This window comes from Paenisporosarcina sp. P4_D4 (assembly GCF_056401835.1).
Genome location: NZ_JBFUIO010000010.1, coordinates 17190 through 40301, shown reverse-complemented (window position 1 = coordinate 40301; position 23112 = coordinate 17190). Strand labels below are relative to the sequence as shown.

At 37.9% G+C, this 23112-nt stretch carries 23 protein-coding genes and 1 pseudogene; 21 read left to right on the top strand and 3 right to left on the bottom strand.

Annotated features, from left to right (window positions below):
- Window positions 1-84: 84 nt before the first annotated feature.
- The 5 genes from AC1DSL_RS04810 (at window position 85) to AC1DSL_RS04790 (ending at window position 2732) form a co-directional block, all read left to right on the top strand.
- Window positions 85-861, top strand: a complete 777-nt coding sequence (locus AC1DSL_RS04810; RefSeq protein WP_477531364.1) for a FliA/WhiG family RNA polymerase sigma factor — start codon at window positions 85-87, stop codon at window positions 859-861.
- Window positions 862-990: 129 nt separating this feature from the next.
- Window positions 991-1380 (top strand): DUF6115 domain-containing protein, encoded by a 390-nt coding sequence (locus AC1DSL_RS04805; protein WP_477531363.1) that lies wholly within the window; start codon window positions 991-993, stop codon window positions 1378-1380.
- A 15-nt stretch (window positions 1381-1395) separates the two neighbouring features.
- Window positions 1396-1833, top strand: coding sequence for a YaaR family protein (locus AC1DSL_RS04800; RefSeq protein ID WP_016429550.1), 438 nt, complete (start codon window positions 1396-1398; stop codon window positions 1831-1833).
- A 31-nt stretch (window positions 1834-1864) separates the two neighbouring features.
- Window positions 1865-2224, top strand: a complete 360-nt coding sequence (locus AC1DSL_RS04795) for a PilZ domain-containing protein (protein WP_477531362.1) — start codon at window positions 1865-1867, stop codon at window positions 2222-2224.
- Window positions 2225-2390: 166 nt separating this feature from the next.
- A complete protein-coding gene (locus AC1DSL_RS04790; protein ID WP_477531361.1) occupies window positions 2391-2732 on the top strand; it encodes a zinc ribbon domain-containing protein YjdM in 342 nt (113 codons plus the stop codon).
- Between the two features lie 418 nt (window positions 2733-3150).
- Here AC1DSL_RS04790 and AC1DSL_RS04785 read toward each other — a convergent pair whose 3' ends face one another.
- Entirely contained in the window at window positions 3151-3621 is a 471-nt protein-coding gene (locus AC1DSL_RS04785) for a DUF899 family protein (protein ID WP_477531360.1), read from the bottom strand.
- Window positions 3590-3790, bottom strand: coding sequence for a hypothetical protein (locus AC1DSL_RS04780; protein WP_477531359.1), 201 nt, complete (start codon window positions 3788-3790; stop codon window positions 3590-3592). The genes AC1DSL_RS04785 and AC1DSL_RS04780 overlap by 32 nt, the downstream gene beginning before the upstream one ends.
- Before the next feature lie 206 nt (window positions 3791-3996).
- Between AC1DSL_RS04780 and AC1DSL_RS04775 the strand changes: the two genes are divergently transcribed.
- From AC1DSL_RS04775 to AC1DSL_RS04765, 3 genes are all read left to right on the top strand, one after another.
- Entirely contained in the window at window positions 3997-4536 is a 540-nt protein-coding gene (locus tag AC1DSL_RS04775) for an RNA polymerase sigma factor (RefSeq protein ID WP_477531358.1), read from the top strand.
- The gene (locus tag AC1DSL_RS04770; protein WP_477531357.1) at window positions 4520-5527 is read left to right on the top strand and encodes a DUF4179 domain-containing protein; all 1008 of its coding nucleotides are present in this window, start codon (window positions 4520-4522) and stop codon (window positions 5525-5527) included. Before AC1DSL_RS04775 ends, AC1DSL_RS04770 begins: the two co-directional genes overlap by 17 nt.
- Window positions 5528-5673: 146 nt before the next feature.
- Entirely contained in the window at window positions 5674-6396 is a 723-nt protein-coding gene (locus AC1DSL_RS04765) for a ZIP family metal transporter (RefSeq protein ID WP_477531356.1), read from the top strand.
- A gap of 107 nt (window positions 6397-6503) precedes the next feature.
- Here the strand turns inward: AC1DSL_RS04765 and AC1DSL_RS04760 are convergent, their stop codons facing one another.
- Window positions 6504-6704 carry a hypothetical protein gene (locus tag AC1DSL_RS04760; RefSeq protein WP_477531355.1) on the bottom strand — a complete coding sequence of 67 codons (201 nt, stop codon included), beginning with the start codon at window positions 6702-6704 and terminating at the stop codon, window positions 6504-6506.
- 199 nt (window positions 6705-6903) lie between these two features.
- Between AC1DSL_RS04760 and AC1DSL_RS04755 the strand changes: the two genes are divergently transcribed.
- The 13 genes and pseudogenes from AC1DSL_RS04755 to AC1DSL_RS04695 all read left to right on the top strand — a co-directional run bounded on the left by AC1DSL_RS04755 (window position 6904) and on the right by AC1DSL_RS04695 (window position 22863).
- Window positions 6904-8016 (top strand): ABC transporter substrate-binding protein, encoded by a 1113-nt coding sequence (locus AC1DSL_RS04755; RefSeq protein ID WP_477531354.1) that lies wholly within the window; start codon window positions 6904-6906, stop codon window positions 8014-8016.
- Complete coding sequence (locus tag AC1DSL_RS04750; protein ID WP_477531353.1) at window positions 8006-8839, top strand: alkaline phosphatase family protein; 834 nt, start codon at window positions 8006-8008, stop codon at window positions 8837-8839. The genes AC1DSL_RS04755 and AC1DSL_RS04750 overlap by 11 nt, the downstream gene beginning before the upstream one ends.
- Window positions 8840-9542: 703 nt before the next feature.
- A pseudogene (locus AC1DSL_RS04745) lies at window positions 9543-9665 on the top strand (ABC transporter permease); the annotation flags it as partial.
- A 140-nt stretch (window positions 9666-9805) separates the two neighbouring features.
- A complete protein-coding gene (locus tag AC1DSL_RS04740; protein WP_477531352.1) occupies window positions 9806-10660 on the top strand; it encodes an ABC transporter permease in 855 nt (284 codons plus the stop codon).
- On the top strand, window positions 10660-11673 hold the full coding sequence (locus AC1DSL_RS04735) for an ABC transporter ATP-binding protein (RefSeq protein WP_477531351.1): 1014 nt from the start codon (window positions 10660-10662) through the stop codon (window positions 11671-11673). The genes AC1DSL_RS04740 and AC1DSL_RS04735 overlap by 1 nt, the downstream gene beginning before the upstream one ends.
- 27 nt (window positions 11674-11700) lie before the next feature.
- Window positions 11701-12483 (top strand): DeoR/GlpR family DNA-binding transcription regulator, encoded by a 783-nt coding sequence (locus tag AC1DSL_RS04730; RefSeq protein WP_477531350.1) that lies wholly within the window; start codon window positions 11701-11703, stop codon window positions 12481-12483.
- 133 nt (window positions 12484-12616) lie between these two features.
- A complete protein-coding gene (locus AC1DSL_RS04725) occupies window positions 12617-13489 on the top strand; it encodes a Cof-type HAD-IIB family hydrolase (RefSeq protein ID WP_477531349.1) in 873 nt (290 codons plus the stop codon).
- 31 nt (window positions 13490-13520) lie between these two features.
- Entirely contained in the window at window positions 13521-13850 is a 330-nt protein-coding gene (locus AC1DSL_RS04720) for a DMT family transporter (RefSeq protein ID WP_016429564.1), read from the top strand.
- Between the two features lie 40 nt (window positions 13851-13890).
- Window positions 13891-14211, top strand: coding sequence for a DMT family transporter (locus AC1DSL_RS04715; protein ID WP_016429565.1), 321 nt, complete (start codon window positions 13891-13893; stop codon window positions 14209-14211).
- A 67-nt stretch (window positions 14212-14278) separates the two neighbouring features.
- A complete protein-coding gene (locus AC1DSL_RS04710) occupies window positions 14279-15640 on the top strand; it encodes a D-serine ammonia-lyase (RefSeq protein WP_477531348.1) in 1362 nt (453 codons plus the stop codon).
- Between the two features lie 1019 nt (window positions 15641-16659).
- Window positions 16660-18519, top strand: a complete 1860-nt coding sequence (locus tag AC1DSL_RS04705) for a GAF domain-containing sensor histidine kinase (RefSeq protein ID WP_016429567.1) — start codon at window positions 16660-16662, stop codon at window positions 18517-18519.
- Complete coding sequence (locus AC1DSL_RS04700) at window positions 18494-19129, top strand: response regulator (protein ID WP_016429568.1); 636 nt, start codon at window positions 18494-18496, stop codon at window positions 19127-19129. Before AC1DSL_RS04705 ends, AC1DSL_RS04700 begins: the two co-directional genes overlap by 26 nt.
- A 188-nt stretch (window positions 19130-19317) precedes the next feature.
- The gene (locus AC1DSL_RS04695) at window positions 19318-22863 is read left to right on the top strand and encodes a S8 family serine peptidase (RefSeq protein WP_477531347.1); all 3546 of its coding nucleotides are present in this window, start codon (window positions 19318-19320) and stop codon (window positions 22861-22863) included.
- The last annotated feature ends 249 nt before the right edge of the window (window positions 22864-23112 follow it).

The following is a 23112-nucleotide window of genomic DNA, read 5'->3' as shown; positions in this document are numbered from 1 at the left end:
GTGCGTTGGAACGGAAATCAACAATATAGTTTAACAGATTCTAAATAAAAGCATAAGGCATTCTTATCAGTGGTGGTGAAACTCATGTTGAACAATAAATTGTCTAAAGAAGAACTGGCCTATTGGGGAAATTGGCAAAAACAGCGTGATCCACAAGCGGGTGAATATTTAGTCGAGCGCTATCTACCGTTGGTTGATTACATCGTTCAACGATTTAAGATCAGTTTGCCTAAAACAGTCGATAAGGACGACATTCGTAGTTTCGCATATGAGGGACTGCTTGATGCATTTGATAAATTCAATATGGATAGAGATATGAAGTTTGAAACATATGCGTCATGGCGAATCAAAGGAGCGGTCATTGATGGACTGAGGCATAGCGATTGGTTACCACGTTCCGTAAGGGATAAAGTGAAGAAAATCGAAAATGCCTACGCAATTCTCGAGCAGCAGAAAAATGATTCTGTTACAGATGAGGAAGTCAGTGATTATTTAGGGATTACAAAAGCAGAACTGAACAAAACGGTTTCAGAAGCGGCACTGTCTACCATGATATCAATCGATGAGACTGTCTACGATGAGGATAATCAGGTCGGAAAATATTCAATGATTGAAAACGATCAAGCGGAATCGCCGGAACGCCATTTAACAGCACAGATGATTAAAGAATCATTGTCACATGCGATTGGACGCTTGCCAGAAAAAGAAAAGCTTGTCATCTCACTCTGCTATTTCGAGGAACTGAAATTAACGGAAATTGCGGAAGTGCTCAGTGTAAGTGTATCTCGAGTTTCCCAAATGCACTCTAAAGCAATACTTCGTTTAAGGTCAGCGACACTGGCAATACACGAAAACTATTGATTTCAAAAAGGATAGAAGGATAAGGTGATACCCTTGGACTGGTTTCTGATCGCAATGATTATTTTAGTTATATTGGTGAATATCAGGTCATTTCTTGTATTAGCCGAATTGAAACAAAAAAGGGCTCAAATGAAAGAAGATATAGACGCCATTCACGGAAGCATGGAAGAATTCGTGACGAGTGTGGAAAAAGAAAATGATGAACTTTATGAGAAAATGATCGACTATATTCGAGTGAAAGATAGTAAACTCGATGAGAGAATCCGAATGTTGGAAGAAAAACTCAACACCGTAACGACGGATAGCTCCGCTAAGACGTTTCCTTTGGGGGAGCAAGACGATGTAAAGCAGGCGTACACCGAAGCGTCTGCAGTCAATGATCAGGAAAATGATAAAATGTTGAAATTGTATAAACAAGGTTTTTCTGAAAAGCAAATTGCCAAAGTATTGCAGATTGATCTGGGAGAAGTGGAGCTTGTCCTGAATATGTTCAAGAAAAAGCAAAGTTATCAAAAGTAGAATGAGGTGTTTCATTTGCGTATTGGAATGCAAACGAACTTTTCAAACGACAGGATTTCAAAAAATGCAGTGGAAAGTAAGACATCCGATTCTTTTGCCAACATGATGAGAAAATCACAGACTAAATTGCACCTGGATTCTTTAAATCAATTAATGTCTCGTGTGGATTCACAAGGGCAGAGGCTGGCTAAGCAAAGAACCCTTGAAAACCTCTTGGATTATAAAAACTTAGTAAAGCAGTTCATCGGGGAATCCTTAAGTTTAGGGTTGCAATTGTCCGAAAAACAAAGCTTCAATCAAAGTGGTGGAATGAAAACGCATCAATTAGTGGAAGTGATTGATCAGAAACTCATTGAAGTCCAGGATGAAGTATTAAATGATGAAAATGAAGGTCTTAATACGCTTCGTTTGGTCGGTGAAATCAAAGGGTTGCTCGTTAATTTATATATGTGATAGAAGTTATTATTAACTGGAGGGAAACGAAATGAGCGAGAATCGTCGCGAGTTTTTTCGAGTGGTATTTCATCAATCAATCAATGGAGAAATTTCATTGGATGGAGCAATCTTCTTCATGCCGGTAGAGATTGAAAATGTAAGTGTGAGAGGCTTGAAATTCATCTCATCTATGGATATTCCATTGGAGAGACCAGTAACATGTCGTTTTGAAATTTTAGGTAGTCCTTTTTTATTGGAAGGATCTATTATTCGTAAGTCCATAAGATTGCATGATATTGAATACGGTGTTGGATTTGAAGTGAACCAAGATACTTCTTCTGAGTTATTTAAGCAATTGAACTATTATCAAATTCGTCAGCGTAAAGGAAATCCAATGGAAATGGATTGAATCATTTCCCGATTTTGCTTGAAGACCCGATCAGGAATACAACTGACCGGGTTTTTATATTTGTGGGATGCGTTGTATACTTGTGAAGGAAAACTTATCGTGAAAAAATAGATTGAGACGAACCTTTGTCTATGGAATTAAAATAATGCTTGGAGGAAATAAATTTATGTCAGTTTTACCAAATTGCCCGAAATGCCATTCAGCTTATACTTATGAGGATGGGAATATGTTGGTTTGTCCGGAATGTGCACATGAGTGGACGTTGGAATCAAAGAATGAAGATAGTAATGAAGATAAAGTAGTTAGAGATGCAAATGGAAATGTATTGAATGATGGTGATTCCGTAACCGTCATCAAAGACCTGAAAGTAAAAGGAAGTTCATCTGTCCTGAAAATAGGAACAAAAGTGAAAAGTATCCGTCTGGTTGATGGTGATCATGATATCGATTGCAAAATTGATGGTTTTGGAGCTATGAAGTTGAAATCTGAGTTTGTTAAGAAGAACTAAATACAGCTTTGTTCAATGAAAAACCGCTTACTCCATTTAGGAGTAAGCGGTTTCAGCTTGCTTATCTTTTGCACTCTATCGAAAAATATTATGGTCGGCTATTTCTTTCGCTTTCCGCGGACGAAACGCTAGCCTCCTCGGCTCAGCTGTCTATGACAGCTGAGCCTGTGGGGTCTAGCTTATTTCGTTTTTCCGCAGGAGTCTTCAGAAATAGCCGACCATCTTACTAATGAAATAATATGAAGAGATACGCAAATAGAAGCGAAATCCGTTGATTGGAGTGGAGGCGGCGACTTCAGCGGGAACAGCACGAGCTGAAGGCCCCGAAGGAACGTAGTGACGAGGAGACTAAAGCCGTGCCCGCGAAACGCGTCCGCCGCAAAGGAAATCAACATTTTCTTGCATACGCTCTTTTTCATTATAAAGATTGGATCATCTTCCCTTTTTTCACTGCCTTTGGGTTAAAACCTTCAACACCTGAATCTAACAAGTCAAAGAAGTGCCATGGTGAGCTATAATCATCTCCAGGTCCGAATGCATCGTTTGAGACCAAATAAATGACGCCATCTGCTTCATTTTTAAAGGTCGAAACTCCAGGATATTGGTAATTGTCTCTTTCAAATCCCATATCCTTTTTGAAACTACTTTTTATCGTCGAAACCATCGGAAATGGCCAATTTCGTTCTTTAGCGAACGATTGTTGAACTTCCGGAGAATCTGGCGTAGCTAAAACAAATGGTGCTTTAAGTACAAGATAATCGTACACTCCGACAAAACCATCCGCCCACATCGTGCAGTATGAACAGGATTCCCCCATATTTTGAACAACAATCAATTCATTGCGATCTCCAAAAAGTTCAAGTAAAGAAATGGACTGACTGACCGTCACTTTTTATAAACTCGTAGTTCTTCACAGGAATGTACGGAGCAGCTTTTTTTAATTTCTTCAAATGTTGCTTTTTATCCATGATTTCTTTCTCAAGTTCTTCAATCTCCGCATTGATTTTCAACATCCCTAGCACCCTTTCTGGTTGGCAAGTAATTGATGTATTCTCCATAAAGGAAAAAATCTCCTTTACTTTACAAAAAATAGTTAATGGATGTGAGAAAATAAGGATTATAGATTTGTTGTATATAGTGTGAAACATTTTTGGCGAGTGAGGATTTTTAAAGACATGCAACCATTGAACCGAATTATTTATCTAATCTTTTGAAACAGAAACAAGGGAATCTAACTTAGTCCCGACAACAGGGAGGTGTATGGATGGTGAATATGAAAGCTTTGGTGAAGAAAGCGAAGAGCGGGGACGGTGAAGCATTTGTCCAATTAATAAAGCAATATGAAAATGTTCTTTATAGAGTAGCCAGTAAATATCTGAATCACGATGAAGATGTGGCTGATGCCATGCAAGAAACCATCATGACAGCGTTTGAAAAACTGCCGACGTTAAAAAAACCGGAATATTTTAATACGTGGATATGCAAGATCTTAATCAATAACTGCAATAGCCTATTGAAGAAAAATAACAGGACCGTCCAACTGGTCGATATGGAAAGAATTCGAGAAAAAGATAATCCTGCATTATTGAAAATGGAGCTGGAAGAGGAACTGTCTTCCTTGAATGCAGATTACAGAACGGCCATTGAGCTGTATTACATCGTCGGGATGAATATCAAGGAAATTGGCGAGTTGCTAAAGGAACCTGAAGGAACAATCAAGTCACGACTTTCGAGAGCGAAAGCCATACTACGAATCAATCATGATAAACAAAAAGGAGTGATTGGCTATGAGCAACGAGTTTAATGACGAGTTCGTCAAAGAAATTCCGGACCATGTGAGGCAAAGGCTGGATCAAACATACGAGAAGATTCGCTTCCAATCTAAAAAGAAAAAGAAACATATCATTTGGACGAGAATGGCTACAGCTGCCTGCTGTCTACTAATTGTCGCGATAGCCTCGACAAGTGAACCTGTCAAAGCAGCGATTTCTGGTATCTTCAAGTTCAACGACTCAGGAATTGAACAAGCGGTGAATGCCGGGTTTGCAGAAGAAACCGATCAATCGGCAACGAATGAGAACGTGCGGATTACACTCGACAGTTACTTCTCTGATTACAATAAAATTGGATTCAGCTTTCAGTTGTTGTTCGAGGATCCTACATTGTTAAGTGGAAAGGTAGAATGGATATCCCTAGATGTGCGGTTGAAGAATGGTGACGGGGAATATATTGTGGAATTTATTCCAGATACAAAGCCTCTATACGGTAAAAGCGATTATTTAGTTGGCGCGCATGTTATGAACCCGATTATTGAACAGAAAACTGGTATAGCCCAATTTGACACGGTATTTGATTCCACGGAAGGTAATTTTCCGGCATTGTCAAATGCTGTAATAGATGTGGAAAGTATAAATGTACAATATGCAAATGGAGAATTTAAAAAAATTGATGGTGAGTGGAATTTGCCATTGAATAAGGCTGCAAAACCATTTGAAGTCGTGGAATACGTGGCACGCGAGTCTGACAAGATTAAGATAGTAAAAGCGAATGGCAATCCAACATCCCTTTCTCTGACCATTTCTATAGATGGAGAACCAACGGAAACCCCATTCGCTATTATGAAAGTGGTGGATGAACAAGGAATAGAATATGAGGCGGGTAGTACTAACATGACGGTCAAGAAAGGGTACACCCTCATCTCAACCACGTTTCCAATCTCATCTTTCGTTCATGCGGAAAAACTGCAATTAATCGTGGGGAACGAAGAAGTGGAACTAACCAAAACCAATGATTGATGAAGAGTGAATGAAACCCTAAATCCAAGTTGTTTTGGATTTAGGGTTCTTTTTGATTCAGCAATACTACAGGCTTACATTTCAGTTCATAAATACGTGCCATAACCCATATAACCATAGAGACAAGGATCGTGAGGGTGATTTGGTTGGCTTCAATTTGGGCGATGGGCACAATATTTACGGCGTTCGGTTTTGGTCTAGGGGGAATCATTGCTTGGGGGATTAGGGGACTCAAGAAGAACACCGATGCGGTTCTGTGTTTATGTGCAGGGTTGATTCTCGGGTTACTGAGTTTTGAAGTTGCTCCAGAAGCAATAGAGCTCGGCAATTGGTTTACTTTTAATGGAGGGTTTTTAGCAGGGGTGCTTTTGTTCAACTTTTTGCACGGGTTCTTCAGGTTTCATGTAGTGAGTGAAAAGGGTGGGAAAAAGCGAGTCGCATTTTACACAGGCATGTTGCTGCTGATCGGTATTTCCATACATAACATTCCTATAGGAATAAGTTTAGGTGCTGCTCAGGACACCAGTTTATCTCGTTCCATTCTACAAATAATCCTCCTGCATAATATTCCGGAGGGGATGATCGTCTTCACTCCATTACTTGTAGCGGGAGTGAGGAAAAGGACATTGTTGATATTTACAATGCTTGTTTCATTGCCAGTTGCGGGTGGTGCGTATGTAGGAAGTAAATTAGGGATGGATTATCCTCTTCTCTGGTCAACTTTTATCAGTCTGTCCATTGGGATGATTTATATGGTAACGGTAAAAGAGATATTAATTGAATCCATTCACGAGGCAACATCCAAACAAATTTTTATACTGACACTTCTTGGGTTTGGTTTGATTGGTGCTTACTTTGCATTAGTTTAATTAATTCACACCGACTAGTAAGTACTAATAGTGAACCTATCAAATCCCCGCTGACAGAAAAATTCAGCGGGGATGTTTGTGATGGAGAAAGCATTAACCGAGTTAACCTATTGCCACTTTGGAAGAGCAAGACGATTTACTGAAACAATCAGGAAGAGAGAAGTGATTAACATAAGAAGGGAACCACCCTGATTACGACTGCTTGCACTGAAAACCAGTTTGCCGTTACCCCCATCACCAACACTGCTAGCAGTTGCAACGAATGGACAATCCATCCATCCATATAAGATTGAGATTCTTCTCATCATCTCAATGGGTATGGTTCTGTTGAATCAAGCTAAGCCATTAACAACATGACCACCTGAAAGTGATGAATTGGACAAATAAAGAACTGATTTACATAACCTTAACATTGGATCAATGTGGGATTAATAATGAATGATTATGATTAAACCGTAACAAACAGTAGCAAACATTAAAAATCCCACACTAATTGGAGGCAATTTTATGAATTACAAATTCAAGAAGAATTGTTACAAGTCTATTCAAGTTTTGATGTTAGGAGCGAGTGTACTAGGACTAGCTGCTTGTGGAGCTTCTAAAGAGGAGGCAGCTCCAGTTGTTAAGGATCCAAGTACGTTAACCCTGAAAGAAATTGAAACAAAGGCAAAAGAAGAGGGGACAATTAATAGTGTTGGTATGCCTGATTCATGGGCTAACTGGGGAGAAACGTGGAATGAAGTGAAGCAAAAATATACACTGGAACACAACGATACAGATTTATCCAGTGCCGAAGAGATTGCCAAAATGGAATCTGAAGGAGAGAATGCAACAGCTGATATCGGCGATGTAGGGATTTCCTTTGGGCCAATCGCGGAACAAAAAGAATTAACGACGCCATATAAAACTTCATATTGGGACGAGGTACCTGACTGGGCAAAAGATGACAACGGAGATTGGGTTGTTGGCTACCAAGGAACGATTGCATTCTTTACTAATAAAGAATTAGTAGATAACCCGCCAAAATCTTGGGATGACATATTAAAAGGAGATTATAAAGTAACAGTTGGAGATGTTCAGCGTGGTACACAGAACCAAATGGCCGTTCTTGCTGCCGCTATCGCTTACGGCGGTGATGAAACAAATCTCCAACCAGGAATTGACTTTTTTGCTAAGCTTGCCAAGCAAGGTCGCCTTAGCTTAACGGATGCCAAACCGGCTAACATCGAAAAAGGGGAAGTGGAAGTTGCCCTTGTTTGGGATTTCAATGCTCTTGGTTACGCTGACCAAATTGACCGTGATCAATTTGAAGTAGCCATTCCAAGTGAAGGTTCAGTCGTAAGCGGCTACGCAACTATTATTAACAAATATGCAAAGCATCCGTATGCGGCGATGGCAACTAGAGAATATATCTTAAGCGATGAAGGACAAATTAACTTAGCTAAAGGATTTGCCCGTCCAATTCGCGATGTAGAACTTCCGAAAGAAGTAGCTGAAAAAATGGTTCCAGAAGTACAGTACAAAAATGCAAAACCAATTGAAGATTACAAAGCTTGGGAAGAAACGGCAAAAAATTTACCGCAACTTTGGCAAGAAGAGGTGTTAGTCCATGTCAAATAAAGTAATAGCAATTGTTGTTGATGGTATGAGATACGATAAAGCATGTGAGGCTCTTGGATTTATTCAACATCTAGTTGAAACAAATCAGGCAGCACTTTACAAAGTAAAGTCGGAACTCCCAAGTCTTTCCCGTCCATTATATGAAGTGTTACTAACGGGTACACCGGCATCAGTGAATGGAATTACGTCCAATCAAGCCGTTCGTTTATCTACTGAGAAAAGTCTCTTTCATCTTACGAAAGAAAACGGCTTAAGAAACGGAACGGCATCTTATTACTGGGTAAGTGAACTTTATAATCGCGCGCCATTCCATTTTATTGAAGATCGTGAGCAAGAGGATGAGTCTAAGCCAATTCAATATGGGAAATTTTATTGGGATGATGACTATCCAGATAGTCATGTGTTAATGGATGCAGAAGCTTTGAGAAGAAAGCATGACCCACACTTTCTCTATATTCATCCGCTCGGTGTAGATGTAAAAGGAGAAATTTTCGGTTCGGAATCGAAAGAATATCGTGAACAAATCTTAAAAATGGGAAGCTTGTTGGCACAACTTTTGCCAATTTGGATCAAAGAAGGTTACCACATTTTAATTACATCTGATCATGGCATGAGTGAATATGGCAACCATGGCGGTATAACTGACGGTGAGCGAGATGTACCGCTCTTTATCATTAGTCCAAAAGTTGAGCCTGGCGTTTACAGTGAAGTGGTTCCGCAATTAGCTTTTGCACCGCTCGTTTGTGAACTTTTAAATATTGAGCCATCCAATAAGATGATTTCATATCAATTGCCAGGACTGAAAGGAAAAATGACCCTTTAAAAAAGATACACGATTCAACATTAAAATGAAGAATGTAGGTGGATTGGAATTGGTTTAACGAACGTATTGTTAGACCAATTCCAAATTGTTAAAGAACATGGAGGAGCGAGAAGTCTTGCGAAAAATAAAAAAACAAAAAATTTACTTATTAGCTCTTTTACTGCCATTTATTATGTTTGTGATTGCATTTGAAATAGGACCATTAGTAGCAATGATTAAAAATAGTTTTTATGCAGACGATGGAATTCAAGTTACGATTAATCAATATCTTACTATATTTAAAAGCAAATTTTACTTACAAGCCATTCAAAATAGCCTTGTCATTTCCTTAATTTCTGCTGTAACTTCTGTGATTATAGCAGTCATTGCAGCATATTCGTTTACAAAATTCTCACAAAAAATTCAAAATCGCTTACTAATGATTACCAATATGACATCGAACTTTGAGGGAATTCCCCTTTCATTTTCATATATTATTTTACTTGGAAACAATGGGTTGTTTACGTTGCTTTTTTCTAAGATTGGTTGGGATGTGTTTGCGGATTTTAATTTATATTCATGGACAGGCCTCATTCTTGTTTATGTTTATTTTCAAATTCCGCTTGCTGTTATGCTCATCTACCCGTCTTATCAAGGAATTAAGAAACAATGGAAAGAAGCCTCTTCATTATTAGGAGGGTCAACAGGATCATTTTGGCTTCACATTGGGATTCCAGTTCTTTTACCTAGTATTGTAGGTACATTCAGTATTTTGTTTGCTAATGCGATGGGAGCTTACGCTACAGCCTATGCATTAGTCGGCAGCAACTATAACTTATTGTCATTGCAAATTGCCTCTCTAGTTGCTAGTGACGTTGCCTTAAAGCCGCAGTTAGGTAGTGCGTTGGGAGTTCTTCTAGCGGCGACTATGATAGGGGCGATGTGGTTTAACGGACGAATGATGCGTCGCATTAGGAGGGATTTACGATGAAATATTCATTGACTTTTCATAAAGTGATTGTAGGGATATTAGTTATCTATTTATTAATTCCTCTTGTAGGAACATTTTTATTCTCGATTGCCGGTAAATGGGATCATACCATTTTACCTGAGAGTTATACAATGCAATGGTATATTGAATTATTTAAAGATGAACGGTTTTATGATGCTTTTGGACGAACTCTCTTTTTAATTGTCATGTCTGTAGGTCTTAGTGTTGTTATTATGCTTCMGACTATCTTTATCATCACGGTATATTTCAGTAAATGGGAAGGATTACTTCAAGCAGCAGCTATGCTTCCTTACGGAATTCCACCCATTGTTGGAGCGGTTGGATTAATCAAGATATATTCGGATGGACCGATTCAAATTGCCGGAACACCTTGGATTTTAATCGGTGCTTATTTCATAACGATACTGCCATTTATGTATCAAGGTATTCGGAACAGTCTTCGTACGCTTAATGCTGTGCAACTTGTTGATGCAGCTGAACTACTCGGTGCTACAAAATTCCAGGCGTTTCGCACGGTGGTGTTTCCAAATATTATATCTGGTATTTTAGTTTCTACCTTATTATCAGTCGCTCTTTTATTTAGTGAGTTTGCTTTTGCCAATTTGCTTGTCGGAGGCCGATTTGAAACTCTTCAAATTTATCTTGCCGACAAACTAAATAGTAGTGGTCACTTAACAAGTGCAATTGTTATTACTTATTATTCAATGATTTTGCTTTTAACGGGGACTGTATTAAAACTTACGTTTAAAAACGAAAAAAAAACTGTCGTGTCAAATAAGAAGCAAATTCTTTCATTTCATAAAAATACTACTTTAGAGGGTGAAAAATAATGAGCTATGTAACCATTGATCAAGTGACTAAGGGGTATGAAAATCAAGTCGTTTTAAATGACATTTMTTTAATATTAAAAAAAGGAGAATTTGCTACACTTCTTGGGCAAAGCGGATGCGGAAAAAGCACATTATTACGTTCCATTGCGGGGCTTGAAGACGTAGATTTAGGAAGAATCTTAATTGATGGAAAAGAGATTACTAATTTATCACCGCGTCAGCGTGAAGTCGGTATGGTATTTCAGTCTTATGCGCTTTTCCCGAATATGAGCGTTTTTGACAATATCGCGTACGGCCTTAAAATGAAGAAGGTAAAAAATATTAAATCAAGAGTGAAAAAGATGATTGAAATGGTTGATTTAATAGGAAAAGAAGAGTCTTATCCTCATCAGTTATCTGGCGGGCAACAGCAGAGGGTTGCTCTTGCACGTGCGCTTGTCATGGAGCCGAAAGTACTGCTTTTGGATGAGCCGTTAAGTGCATTGGATGCGAAAATTAGAAAAAGTTTGCAAAAAGAATTAAAGAGAATACAGAAAGAATTAGATATTACAACTATTTTTGTTACTCATGATCAGGAAGAAGCAATGACGATGTCTGATCGAATTTTTGTCATGAATAAAGGACAAGTTGTACAATCCGGTTCTCCATCAGAAATTTATACTTCTCCAGTCAATACATTTGTTGCAAAATTTATCGGAAATTATAATGTTTGTAATTTGGAAGTTTTCCGTAAACTTGTTCGCAGCACAGAAATAAAAGGGAATGAAGTCGCGATTCGTCCTGAAGTTTTACAATTAGTTTCTGTTGGTGACGATAGCGTGGATTTACAAGAGAACTGGGTAATTAAAGGGTTTATTAAAGATGTTTCCATGATAGGGAATGTTTTAAGATATGAAGTAGAAACAGAGGAGTCCGCTTTCCTTGTAGACTATCTTCACCACCGAGGGAATATGTTTGAGCAAGGAGCACACGTTCATATTCTTGTACCGAAGAAAGAATGCATTATTTTTTAAATTATTAATGATCACGGGGGAAGAAATATGTCTGTTTTTCCAGAAGAAAGAAAGAATGAAATTTTAAAAGAACTTAACATAATGGGAAAAGTAAAAGTGATGGAATTAGTTAATCAGTTTGATGTTTCAGAGGAAACGATTCGACGCGATTTGATGATATTAGAGGAAAAAAGACTTTTAAAAAGGGTTTACGGTGGAGCGATTAAAACAGTCTTTGAATATGAGGAGCCTCCATTTACACAGCGTACAACAGTGAATCAAGAAGCGAAAGTCAAGGTTGGAAAAAAAGCAGTAGAACTCATTTCTAACGGAGATGTGATTGCCATCGATGTAGGGACAACCATGCTTGAATTTTCGCAGTGTATTGAAAATAAAAAAGACATTACGATTTTAACCAATTCTCTTCCTGTGTCGTCTGTGTTAACCGAAAAGCTCAATCAAAATAAGTTTACAGGACAAATTCTATTATTAGGAGGACAAATTGATCCAAAGCATCAATCTATAAGCGGCAGTCTCACAGAACAAATGTTAAATCAATTTAATATTGATAAAGCGTTCATTTCAGCTGGTGGTGTTTCCATTCAAAGTGGGGTTAGTAATTATCATTTACATGAAACATTAGTTTCACGCAAGATGGTCGAKGTATCAAAGCAAGTTATATTGCTAACCGATTACTCTAAAATTGGTGTTGAAACGTTTTGTAAAGTTTGTCCTCTAGAAAAAGTCGATGTGATTGTCAGCGAGCAACCATTTCCAGAGGAATGGAGAAATCATTCAAAATTAGAGGAAATCAATTGGAATCTAGCATAGTCAATCTATAAAAGGACATATCGAGATGGWAGAGCGAGTTCTCTCTCTTTTTTGATTAGATTTTTATTGATAGTAGGTAATAAAGCTAGAAAGATAAATTAATAGCTAGAATGAGAAAAGGAGCTATTTAGCCATGAATTTCATTGCGATAGATTTAGACGGAACATTATTAAACGACATGAATGAAATTAGTGAAGAAAATATAAAGGCGATTCAATATGCCCAAGATAGAGGCTTTGAAGTAGTTATTTCAACAGGGCGGGCTTACTTTGACGTTCAAACAATTTGTGAAAAAGCCGGGATTTCCCCATTTGTAATTGGGACAAATGGCGCAACTATTCATTCGAAAAGCGGGAAGTGCATTTCTTCTGTTACGATAACTAAAGATTGTGTCCAATCTATTCTCCAATGGCTAGATGAACGGAATTATTATTACGAAGTGTTTACTGATAAAGCCATTTATACTCTTAAAAAGGGAAGAGAACATTTCCAGAATGAGATTAATAGTTTGAAAAGCGCAGAGTTGAATACAGATATGAAAGAATTAGTTGAAGTAGCGGAAAGGCAATTTGACCAGTTTGGATATGTTTTAGTTGAAAACTATCATGATATCTTAAAACAGGAGGAAGAATTCTATAACATATTAGCATGTTCTTTTGATAAGAAGAAGTTAGAGGATGCATGGAACCAATTCAAAAAGTTTGATGAGTTGATGGTTGTTTCATCTGCTGATCATAACATTGAAATTACAAGTAAAAGTGCTTCAAAAGGAATGGCCCTCGAAAAATTGGCTATCTTGATGAATGGCTCCTTAGATCAGTCTATGGCAATCGGGGATAGCAACAATGATTTATCCATGTTCCAGAAAGTTGGATACAGCGTAGCGATGGGAAATGCGAAAGATGTCATAAAAACTGTTTGTACAACGACAACCCTTAAAAATGACGAGGATGGGGTAGCTCATGCGATTTATCGATATATGGAGAACTTCGTAGTTCAAAAATAAGTGTCAATGCCAAAGGAGAGAGCGATAAAAAATGGCATGGATATATATCATAATGGCAGGGTTTTTGGAAATTGTCTGGGTGATCGGTCTTAAATATTCACACGGATTCACCGAAGTTATACCTAGTATAGTAACGATAATTATCATAATCTTTAGTTTCTTTTTACTTTCAAAGGCTTTACACTCAATTCCCTTAGGAGCTGGTTACGCCATTTTTACTGGATTGGGAACGGTGGGAACTGTAGTAACTGGGATGCTTTTTTGGGGAGAGACCATTAATCCACTGAAAGTATTTTTTGTGGCTTTAATGATACTAGGAATAATTGGAATAAAAATAGGTCCAGCACAACCTAAACATTAAAGAAAATGAAATGATTTATATAAGGTTAGGGGATGATTCGATGGATTGGATTTTTCTTCTTATTGCCGGATTTGCCGAGATTGGTAGTGTTATAAGCTTGAAACTTGCAGACGGATTTAAAAAAATTCTCCCCTCTGTAGCGTGTCTTTTTTTTGGGAGTTTAAGCTTTTATTTTCTTTCTTTGTCATTAACTTCTCTTCCAGTGGGAACTGCCTATGCAATATGGACCGCTATCGGCACTGTTGGAAGTGTTTTAGCAGGAATGATATTCTTTAATGAACCTAGAAGTTTAAGATTAACCCTATTGATTATGTGTATAATTACAGGGGCTGTAGGTATTAAAATGACTTCTGGACATTAATATCAGGGTATTAAATGGCAATAAGTAGATACAGAAAAAGGTACGATCCCTATGGAGGCGAAGAGAGATGAAAACTATTCAAGATTGGATAAAAGAATATCCTTTAATAAACGAGTTAGTTGCTACAAAGGAAGTGTTTTGGTCAAATCCTAAATATGAACCGTTTCAAACAGAGGGTAAGAAACTTCCACTTAATGATAAAGATGTAAAAGATGCTGAGGAAAGGCTCAAGCGTTTTGCTCCTTACATTGCTAAAGTTTTTCCTGAAACAAGAAACCTCAACGGAATCATTGAATCTCCGATTGTACCCATCCCGGCGATGCATCAACAGTTATCAAACACCTATGAGCATCCATTAGAAGGGACATTTTTGTTGAAATGTGACAGCCACCTTCCCATTTCAGGTTCCATTAAAGCACGCGGCGGCATTTACGAAGTGTTGAAACACGCAGAAACGTTGGCGATTCAACATGGTTTATTATCAGTAGAGGATGATTATTCGATCCTTGATAGCGATAAATTTAGAAACTTCTTTTCCGATTACTCCATTGCCGTCGGATCTACAGGCAATTTAGGGTTAAGTATAGGCATAATGAGTGCCAAATTAGGTTTTAAAGTATCGGTCCATATGTCTGCGGATGCAAAGAAATGGAAGAAAGATCTCCTTAAAAGTAAAGGAGTAACGGTGATTGAATATAAGGAAGATTACAGCAAAGCGGTCGAAGAGGGGCGCAAACAGGCTGATAGTGATCCAAATTGCCACTTCATTGATGACGAGAACTCTCGCGATTTGTTTTTAGGATATGCAGTGGCAGCAATTCGACTAAAAAAACAATTAGAAGATTTAAATGTAACTGTAGATGAAAACCATCCACTATTTGTTTACCTTCCATGCGGAGTAGGCGGTGGGCCAGGAGGAGTGGCTTTTGGTTTAAAACTAATGTATCAACATAGAGTACATTGCTTCTTTGCAGAGCCTACACATTCTCCATGTATGTTACTTGGGCTAGTAACAGGTCTGCATGATAAAGTCTCTGTACAAGATTTTGGAATTGACAATATCACATCAGCAGACGGCCTTGCGGTAGGAAGGCCATCAGGATTCGTTGGTCAAACCATCGAGCCTTTATTAAGCGGAAGTTATACGGTTAGTGATGATGAATTATTTAAACTATTAAGCGCATTGGTCGATACAGAAAATATTCACCTCGAACCTTCCGCATTAGCCGGTGTAATAGGGCCGGTAAAGTTATGGACTGAAAAAGAAGGAAAAGAATACATACAAAATCATAACTTAACAGATAAAATGAAAAATGCTACACATCTTATGTGGGCTACCGGTGGAAGTATGGTTCCTAAAGAAACGAAAAACGAATATTATAAAAAAGGAGTAACGTTATCACAAGGAACCCAGCCGAATTGTGATTAGACGGATTCATGATAAATATTGTCCAATGGCCAGGGACCAATTAAGAAAACAGGGCCATAGAGTAAGGCTCTGTTTTCTCTACTCTAGACTTTCTGAATAATATAAAGGAACAAAACAAAGGCTACCTGAAAAGAAGCCTCAGGCTTGTTGATAAAAGAATATTAATCAATATAAAAGTATTCGCATTCTTATCTTTTGCACTCTATCGAAAAAATTATGGTCGGCTATTTCTTTCGCTTTCCGCGGACGAAACGCTAGCCTCCTCGGCACAGCTGTCTATGACAGCTGTGCCTGTGGGGTCTAGCTTATTTCGTTTTTCCGCAGGAGTCTTCAGAAATAGCTGACCATCTTACTAATGAAATAATATGAAGAGATACGCAAACAGAAGCGAAATCCGTTGATTGGAGTGGAGGCGTCTGAAAACATCTGCTCCTGCGGTTACTCGTCGCAAAGATTAGGATCAAATTGCCTTTGGTCCTAATCTTTTCAGCGGGAACAGCACGAGCTGAAGGCCCCACAGGAAACGAATAGTGCAAATGTAAGTTTGCACTATTCGTTTGCGACGAAGCTAGCGAAGCGATGCAGGAGCACCGGTTTTTCTAGTGACGAGGAGACTAAAGCCGTGCCCCGCGAAACGCGTCCGCCGCAAAGGAAATCAACATTTTCTTGCATACGCTCTTTTTCATTAGTATACAGTTATATTCACTCTTTTTATTTTTTGTCTACAGTCTGAGGCTACCAGAAAAGTAGCCTTTTTTTAAAATAGTAGCTTCTAGCTTGATGGCATGTGATGGGAATCGTATATATCTTTTGTACTATACGGTCTAGTGTGAAAGTGTGATTAAAATTACAACATTTGATGAACAGGCAAATGAAGATTTAAGCTTTATACTAGTACTGTGTCTAGGAGCACAGCCGGTTATTGACTAGTGGGGAATTTCTTCATTTTGCCAGTGCCGGTTTTTTGATGCATAATAATAGTAATCTTATATTTCGTTGAGATAAAGGAAGGGATTGTTTTGAAAAAGATAGACTCTATATCTATGAGAGAAAAAATAGCGAGTTTTTATCTTTATTCTATTTCTTTTCTTGGTATGATTGCTGTTATCAATTCCCTATTTAAAAGTGAAATGCCTTCTGAATTAATAATCCTTTTGCTGTTAGCTGTGTTTATGGGGATTATTGAGTATTTTCCTTTCCGCATTGGGAGAAGCGGAATCACGCCCAGCCTTACGCTCATTTATCCAATGATTTGGGGGTTTGGGATACATATAACTGTCATTGCTTCTGTGTGTGTAATGGTATTTTCCCAGTCCCTTCGCCGTTTTCACATGCAAAGAATACTATTTAATAGTACTCAACTTGCTTTAAGTATCACTCTAGCAGAGTGGTTGTCCAAACAATGTATTTCTTTTTTTATTACGGAGATGAACCTGCCTTTTTTATATGAAGAATTAATAAGCACGCTTTTATTTACCGTATTCTTTTGCTCTATCAACACCCTTTTATTCGATCTTTTAATGGTGCTTCTTCCCCAGCCATACACGCGAGAACAATGGCACAAGAAAAATTTGTTAGTATTTTTGAGTGCAAGTTTTTGTTTATTCTACGCCTTTCTTATATATATTTTAGAACATCGATATCGCGGAGAGATGGATGGAATTACTGTTCCGTTCTTCTTTTTTCCGCTTGTAGCCATTTGCATCATTAGTTCTTTCTCCTGGCAAATACGGATTGAAAAAGAACGATTATATAAACTTTTTTCTATTACAACGGAGTTGAGTCAGGGTCTGTCTGCCGGAAACTTACATCAGATGAAACAATCACTTAAAGGATTCTTGGGAATACAAGCATATGCTTTATGGGCAAAAGATGAAGGGGACTGGCAGATTCTGTTAAAGGATGGAAAAGTACATTCCAATATTTCAAGTTCGTTTGATCTGCATCCGAATTTTGAGGAGATAGCCCAAACCTTTGTTGTTACTGATTGGAAAACGGGTATGGCTCCTGGAGATGAAGTATTTGAAGATGTCATACGCTCCCTCGTCTACTTACCTCTTAAAGTCAATAATGAGTTGGTTGGAATGTTTGTTGCAGGCAAAAGCAGGGGGGCGAGTTTTATTACCGAAGATATACAGTCTTTAGCTACGTTTGCCAATCATTTGGGTAGCTTGCTTAAAACACGGTCGCTCGTCTCTGAACAGGAAAAGCGAGTTATTTTGGAAGAAAGAAATCGACTAGCCCGTGAAATCCACGATGGAATTGCACAAGTATTAGCTGGGGTCATATTTCAGCTGGAATCAGCTCAGAAGCAATCCGAAGATCAATCAGGAAACATGCAGCAAGTGGTAGACAAAAGCATAAAAAAATTACGGAATAGTTTAAGTGAAGTTCGGTATTCTATCTTTGCTTTAAAGCCATATCCTACCCAAAGGCTAGGGCTAAAACAAGCAATTGCTGATAAAATTGAATCTATAAAACAAGAATATGATCTGGCCATTACTTATCATGAAAGAGGCCGTTCTCGTACACTCAGTTTTTCAAAAGAACGAGTTATTTTTGATACTTTACAGGAAAGCTTGCAGAACATTGTAAAACATGCAAAAGCGGACAAGGTTGACATTCTCCTAAGCTATCAACGTGAACATACACTTTTAAAGGTGAAGGACAACGGGGTTGGCTTTTCCCTTTTTGAAGCCATGATTAAATCGAAACATGAGCCTCATTATGGCATTTTGTATATAAATGAACAAGCTGAACAACTGGGAGCTACCCTTCAGATTGATAGTTCAGTAGGAAAAGGTACAGAAATTACATTGTCAATTCCAAATTCAGAAACAGGGGAGGAGTATCATGATTCAAATATTACTAGTGGATGATCATGCTGTTTTGCGTGATGGACTTCGGAGCATATTGGATCTCGAATCCGACATCCGAGTCGTAGGAGAAGCCGTTACCGGGGAGGAGGTATTGAAGAAAGTAGAGGAGTGTAGACCTGATTTTATTTTGATGGACATCAATCTCCCTGGAAAAAATGGCATTGAGGTCACGTCCCTCGTGAAAAGTCAGTATCCGAATTGCCGCGTTCTTATATTGACGATGTTTGAACATGATGAATACTTAATGGAAGCACTTCGGGCGGGTGCAGATGGCTATTTATTGAAGGATTCGTCATCTGAACAAGTGGTAGAAGCTATTCGAAAGGTATCACAAGGGGATTCGGTTATTCATCCTCGCATGACCCAAAAGCTGATAACGTATCATCAAACAAATTCAGAACGTAACGAAAATGTGCTATCAGATCGTGAAAAAGAAGTACTGTTTGAATTGGTCAAAGGTCTTAGCAATAAAGAAATTGCTGAAGTCCTATTTATCAGTGACAAGACAGTTAAAATTCACATCAATAAGATTTTCAAAAAGCTGAATGTGAAAAGCCGTACACAAGCAGTCATTTATGCCGTTCAAAATCAACTTGTTCCTTTTTCTTAAAGAACTATCCTGCGCCTAGACAAGGTGCGGATAGTTCTTTTGTTTTATGTTGGTATAGAACCAAAAGCTGTAGCAATTATACCTTATGGTTAATTTTCAGAAAAGTAAAAAAGTGAAATAATAAAGATAGATTTGAAGTTTACTAGTTTCATTTATTTTTAATTTTATAAGAAAAAGGAGATAGGTTCATGAAAAAAAGAAAAATGATGGCATGGAAAGTCATGACCACAGCAGCGATGACTTCCTTATTATTTTCATCAGTTGCCGTTTCTGCAGAAGGTGATGTTACGCCAGCTAAGTCGCAAATGTTTGAAGAAATTGTGGAACAAGGAGGACAATTATTTTTTGATAAGGATATGATCGAAACAGGTCAAGAAGATTCATTATATAAAGACGTTAAAAAAGAAGGTTTGGCTACAGCATATAAACCGAATGATACTGTTCGCTTAATCGTAGAAGTTGAACAACCAACTGAAAATGAGCAAACAGCCAAAAACAAAAAAGCTTTATATAAACAAAAACAAGATAAAGTAATCGAAAAAATCTCAAAAGAAAAAAATTCTAAATCAAATGCTCCTATTAAAGTGAAGCATCGTTTTTTCGAAGGGTTTAACGGATTCAGTGTAGAAACAGAGTTCCAAAATATAAAAGATATCCAGTCTATTCCAGGGGTTACGAATGTCCACGTCGCTAGAATTTTCCAGGAAAATATGGCAGCAAGTAAAGAATTGGTACAAGCTCAAAAAGTATGGGAACAATATGGTTATAAAGGTGAAGGATTAGTAGTAGCGGTCGTAGATTCCGGGATTGATTATACGCACAAAGATATGAATCTATCTGACACAGCTAAAGCGAAAGAAAAATGGACTCAAGATAAAATTAATCAAAAATTTACTGAGACAGACGTAAACGAAATTTGGTATTCCGAAAAAGTTCCAACAGGATATGATTGGGCAGACAATGATACCAATGTCATTCCGGGAACAAAAGGCAGTCCGCATGGTACACACGTGGCCGGTACAATTGGAGCAAATGGCGACGAAACGAAGGGTGCTGTCGCTGGAGTTGCACCAGGTGTTCAACTATTAGCTGAGAAGGTATTTTCTGATAATGGCGGTGGTGCCTATGAGGATGATATTATCGCAGGAATTGAGCATGCAGTCACAATGAGTGCAGATGTAATCAACATGAGTTTAGGTGTTGATGCAGGCTATGTAGATGAAGATTTTGATCCGATCCAAAAATCAATCCGAGTTGCGACAGAACAAGGCACCCTTGTTGTAGTGGCAGCTGGTAATACAGCCTATAGTACAAAGAATAATATTATTCTCTCTTCATTAAGACCATATGCGGAAAATCCGGATATTGGAACAGTTGGTGCACCAGGTGTAAGTCCATATGCATTATCGGTTGCTTCCTATGAAAATACTAAACTTCATTTAAATGCATTAGCAGATCCAAGTGGTTTTTCAGTGCCGTTCAAAGATCAAACGCAATTTCCAGCATCGTATAATTTTAAAGTCTCTAAGGTTCTTTCACCAGATGTACCTTATGATTTGGTGAATGTTGGGGAAGGGAAGAATGCATCAGATTATCCTAAAGACAAAACTGACTACATTGCCGTAGTTAAACTATTAAATCCATATAGTACTGTTTCAACCATTCAGTTTACTGCAAAGAGTGCAGGAGCAAAGGCTATTATTATGATACCACCTGCAGTATGGTCAGATTATTCTTCTCTACCAGTAACGCCAACTGCAGTACCAACGGCTTCAACTAGCAAAGCTGTAGGTGAAGCATTACTGAGTAAAATGAATAGTCTGCCAAGTGGTCAATATTTAAGCATGAACTTTGCAGGCGATACTTGGGTAGAGAATCCAGCGAAAGACACGATGTCCTCTTTTTCATCCTTTGGATCTCCAAGTACATTAGATTTTAAACCGGAAATTTCTGCTCCTGGTGGAAATATTTATTCAACTATACCAGGAAATGATTATGAAGTGATGAGCGGTACATCGATGGCAACTCCTCATGTTGCAGGCGGCTCAGCATTGTTATTGCAGGCCCTTTATCAAAAAGGATTAACCCATTCAGAAGATACAGTTTTAAAAGCAAAACTTGCTTTAATGAATACAGCTAATATTGCCATGGATCCAAGGACAAATGGAGAAGTTCCATATTCACCACGTGTACAAGGGTCTGGGATAATGAAAATTCAAAATGCCATTAATACACCAGTCATTGTGACAAGTAGAAACACGCCTTTAGAACAAGCTGGAGCGGTTGCATTAAAGGAAATCGGTCAAAACACAAGCTTTAAATTAAACATGGAAGCATTCGACACACCTAAGGGTAAAAAAAATAGTGATGATATTGAATACAATGTTTATGTAGATCTATTGAAAGATAAGACTGAAATGAAGGAATTCGATTTAGATAGTGATGGGCAATTGGATTCAAAAGAGTATTTAACATTAACTAGTGAACGTATTAATGGTGCGACTGTCACTGTAAATGATAATGTAGTAACAGATAAAACTGGAGCATTGGTTAAAATTAAACCAGGTCAAACAAAAATGCTAACTGTTAATGTAAATTTACCAGATTCCTTAAAGAAAAATAGTTTTGTAGAAGGATTTGTTCGTCTAGTTCCAGTAGCCAAAGACCAAGATAAAGCAGTGCCTTTAACTGTTCCTTATATGGGCTTCTATGGAAAATGGGATGAACCACGAAATATCGACGCACCTGCATGGGAGAAGGATGCATTTGTAGGATATACGGCCCTTTGGGATGAGAATGCAGAAAGATATCCATTGGGATATAACCCGTATACTGGCAAGTTCAGTCTTAACCATATTGCATTCTCGAAAAACTATATACTCGATGGTATCTATCCGTCATTCCAAACCTTACGTAATTTAGACAAAGTTGAAATGTATATTGAAGATCAATCTGGAAATCTCATTAAAAATTTAGGCGATTTTAGTGAATATACTGGTACTCCATGGAAATTTAGAAAAAATATAATGTCATATGGGGATACAAATTATGGCGGATATAAATGGGATATGAAAGACTCATCCGGACAATATGTACCTGATGGTGTTTATCAATATGTTGTCAAAACAACATTAGATTATTTAAACGCAAAACCACAGATTGTTAAAATGCCAATTACGGTAGATTCTGTCGCTCCGACCGTTTCAGATATTTCAGTAACGCCAAAGAACGGAAAATATGAAATCTCCTTCAATCCGCAAGACAATGCAAGTGACTTTAATTCTGCAATTGTATGGGTGAATGGACAACATTATTCACTAGGTCTTGAGCAAAAATCTTTCTTAGTTAATACAGAACCGAAAAGTATTATTATTCTAGCCATTGATTATGCAGGAAATCAATCGTACAAAGTTTGGGGAGATCCGAGCTATATTAATCCAAATATGGCCGTTCAAACGATCAGTATCACTCCAACTGCAGATATTAACAAAAGCAAACCTGCAAAAATTAATGCCTGGGCTTTTGCCAGAGTAGACTGGACAATTAATGTTAAAGATGCAAGTGGAAAGATAGTCGATTCGTTTAAAGTAGAAAATGAACATTCACTGAAAACACAATGGATACCTAATACGGACCTTCAAAATGGAACGTATTCTATATCAGTTGATGTCGTGACAAAAGACGGTTTTAAAGTAACGACAAAGCCTAAACAAGTAACGGTTCTCAAACAATAAATCGATTGCGACCCAAGTGAGGATGAATCACTTGGGTTTTTTCATGTTCGGTGCATGGTGCCATTTTTATACGCAAAAGATGAATGATTAAATAAAAAGTCGTGGGGTAGTGCTTTTGTTTTATACTGGTATAGAACTAATAACAACAACATTTACATCCTATGTTTAATTTTCGGAAAAGTAGAAATATGGGATGATGAAAGACGGAATCAAGTTAACTAGTTTCATGGATTCTTCTTTAAAAGACTT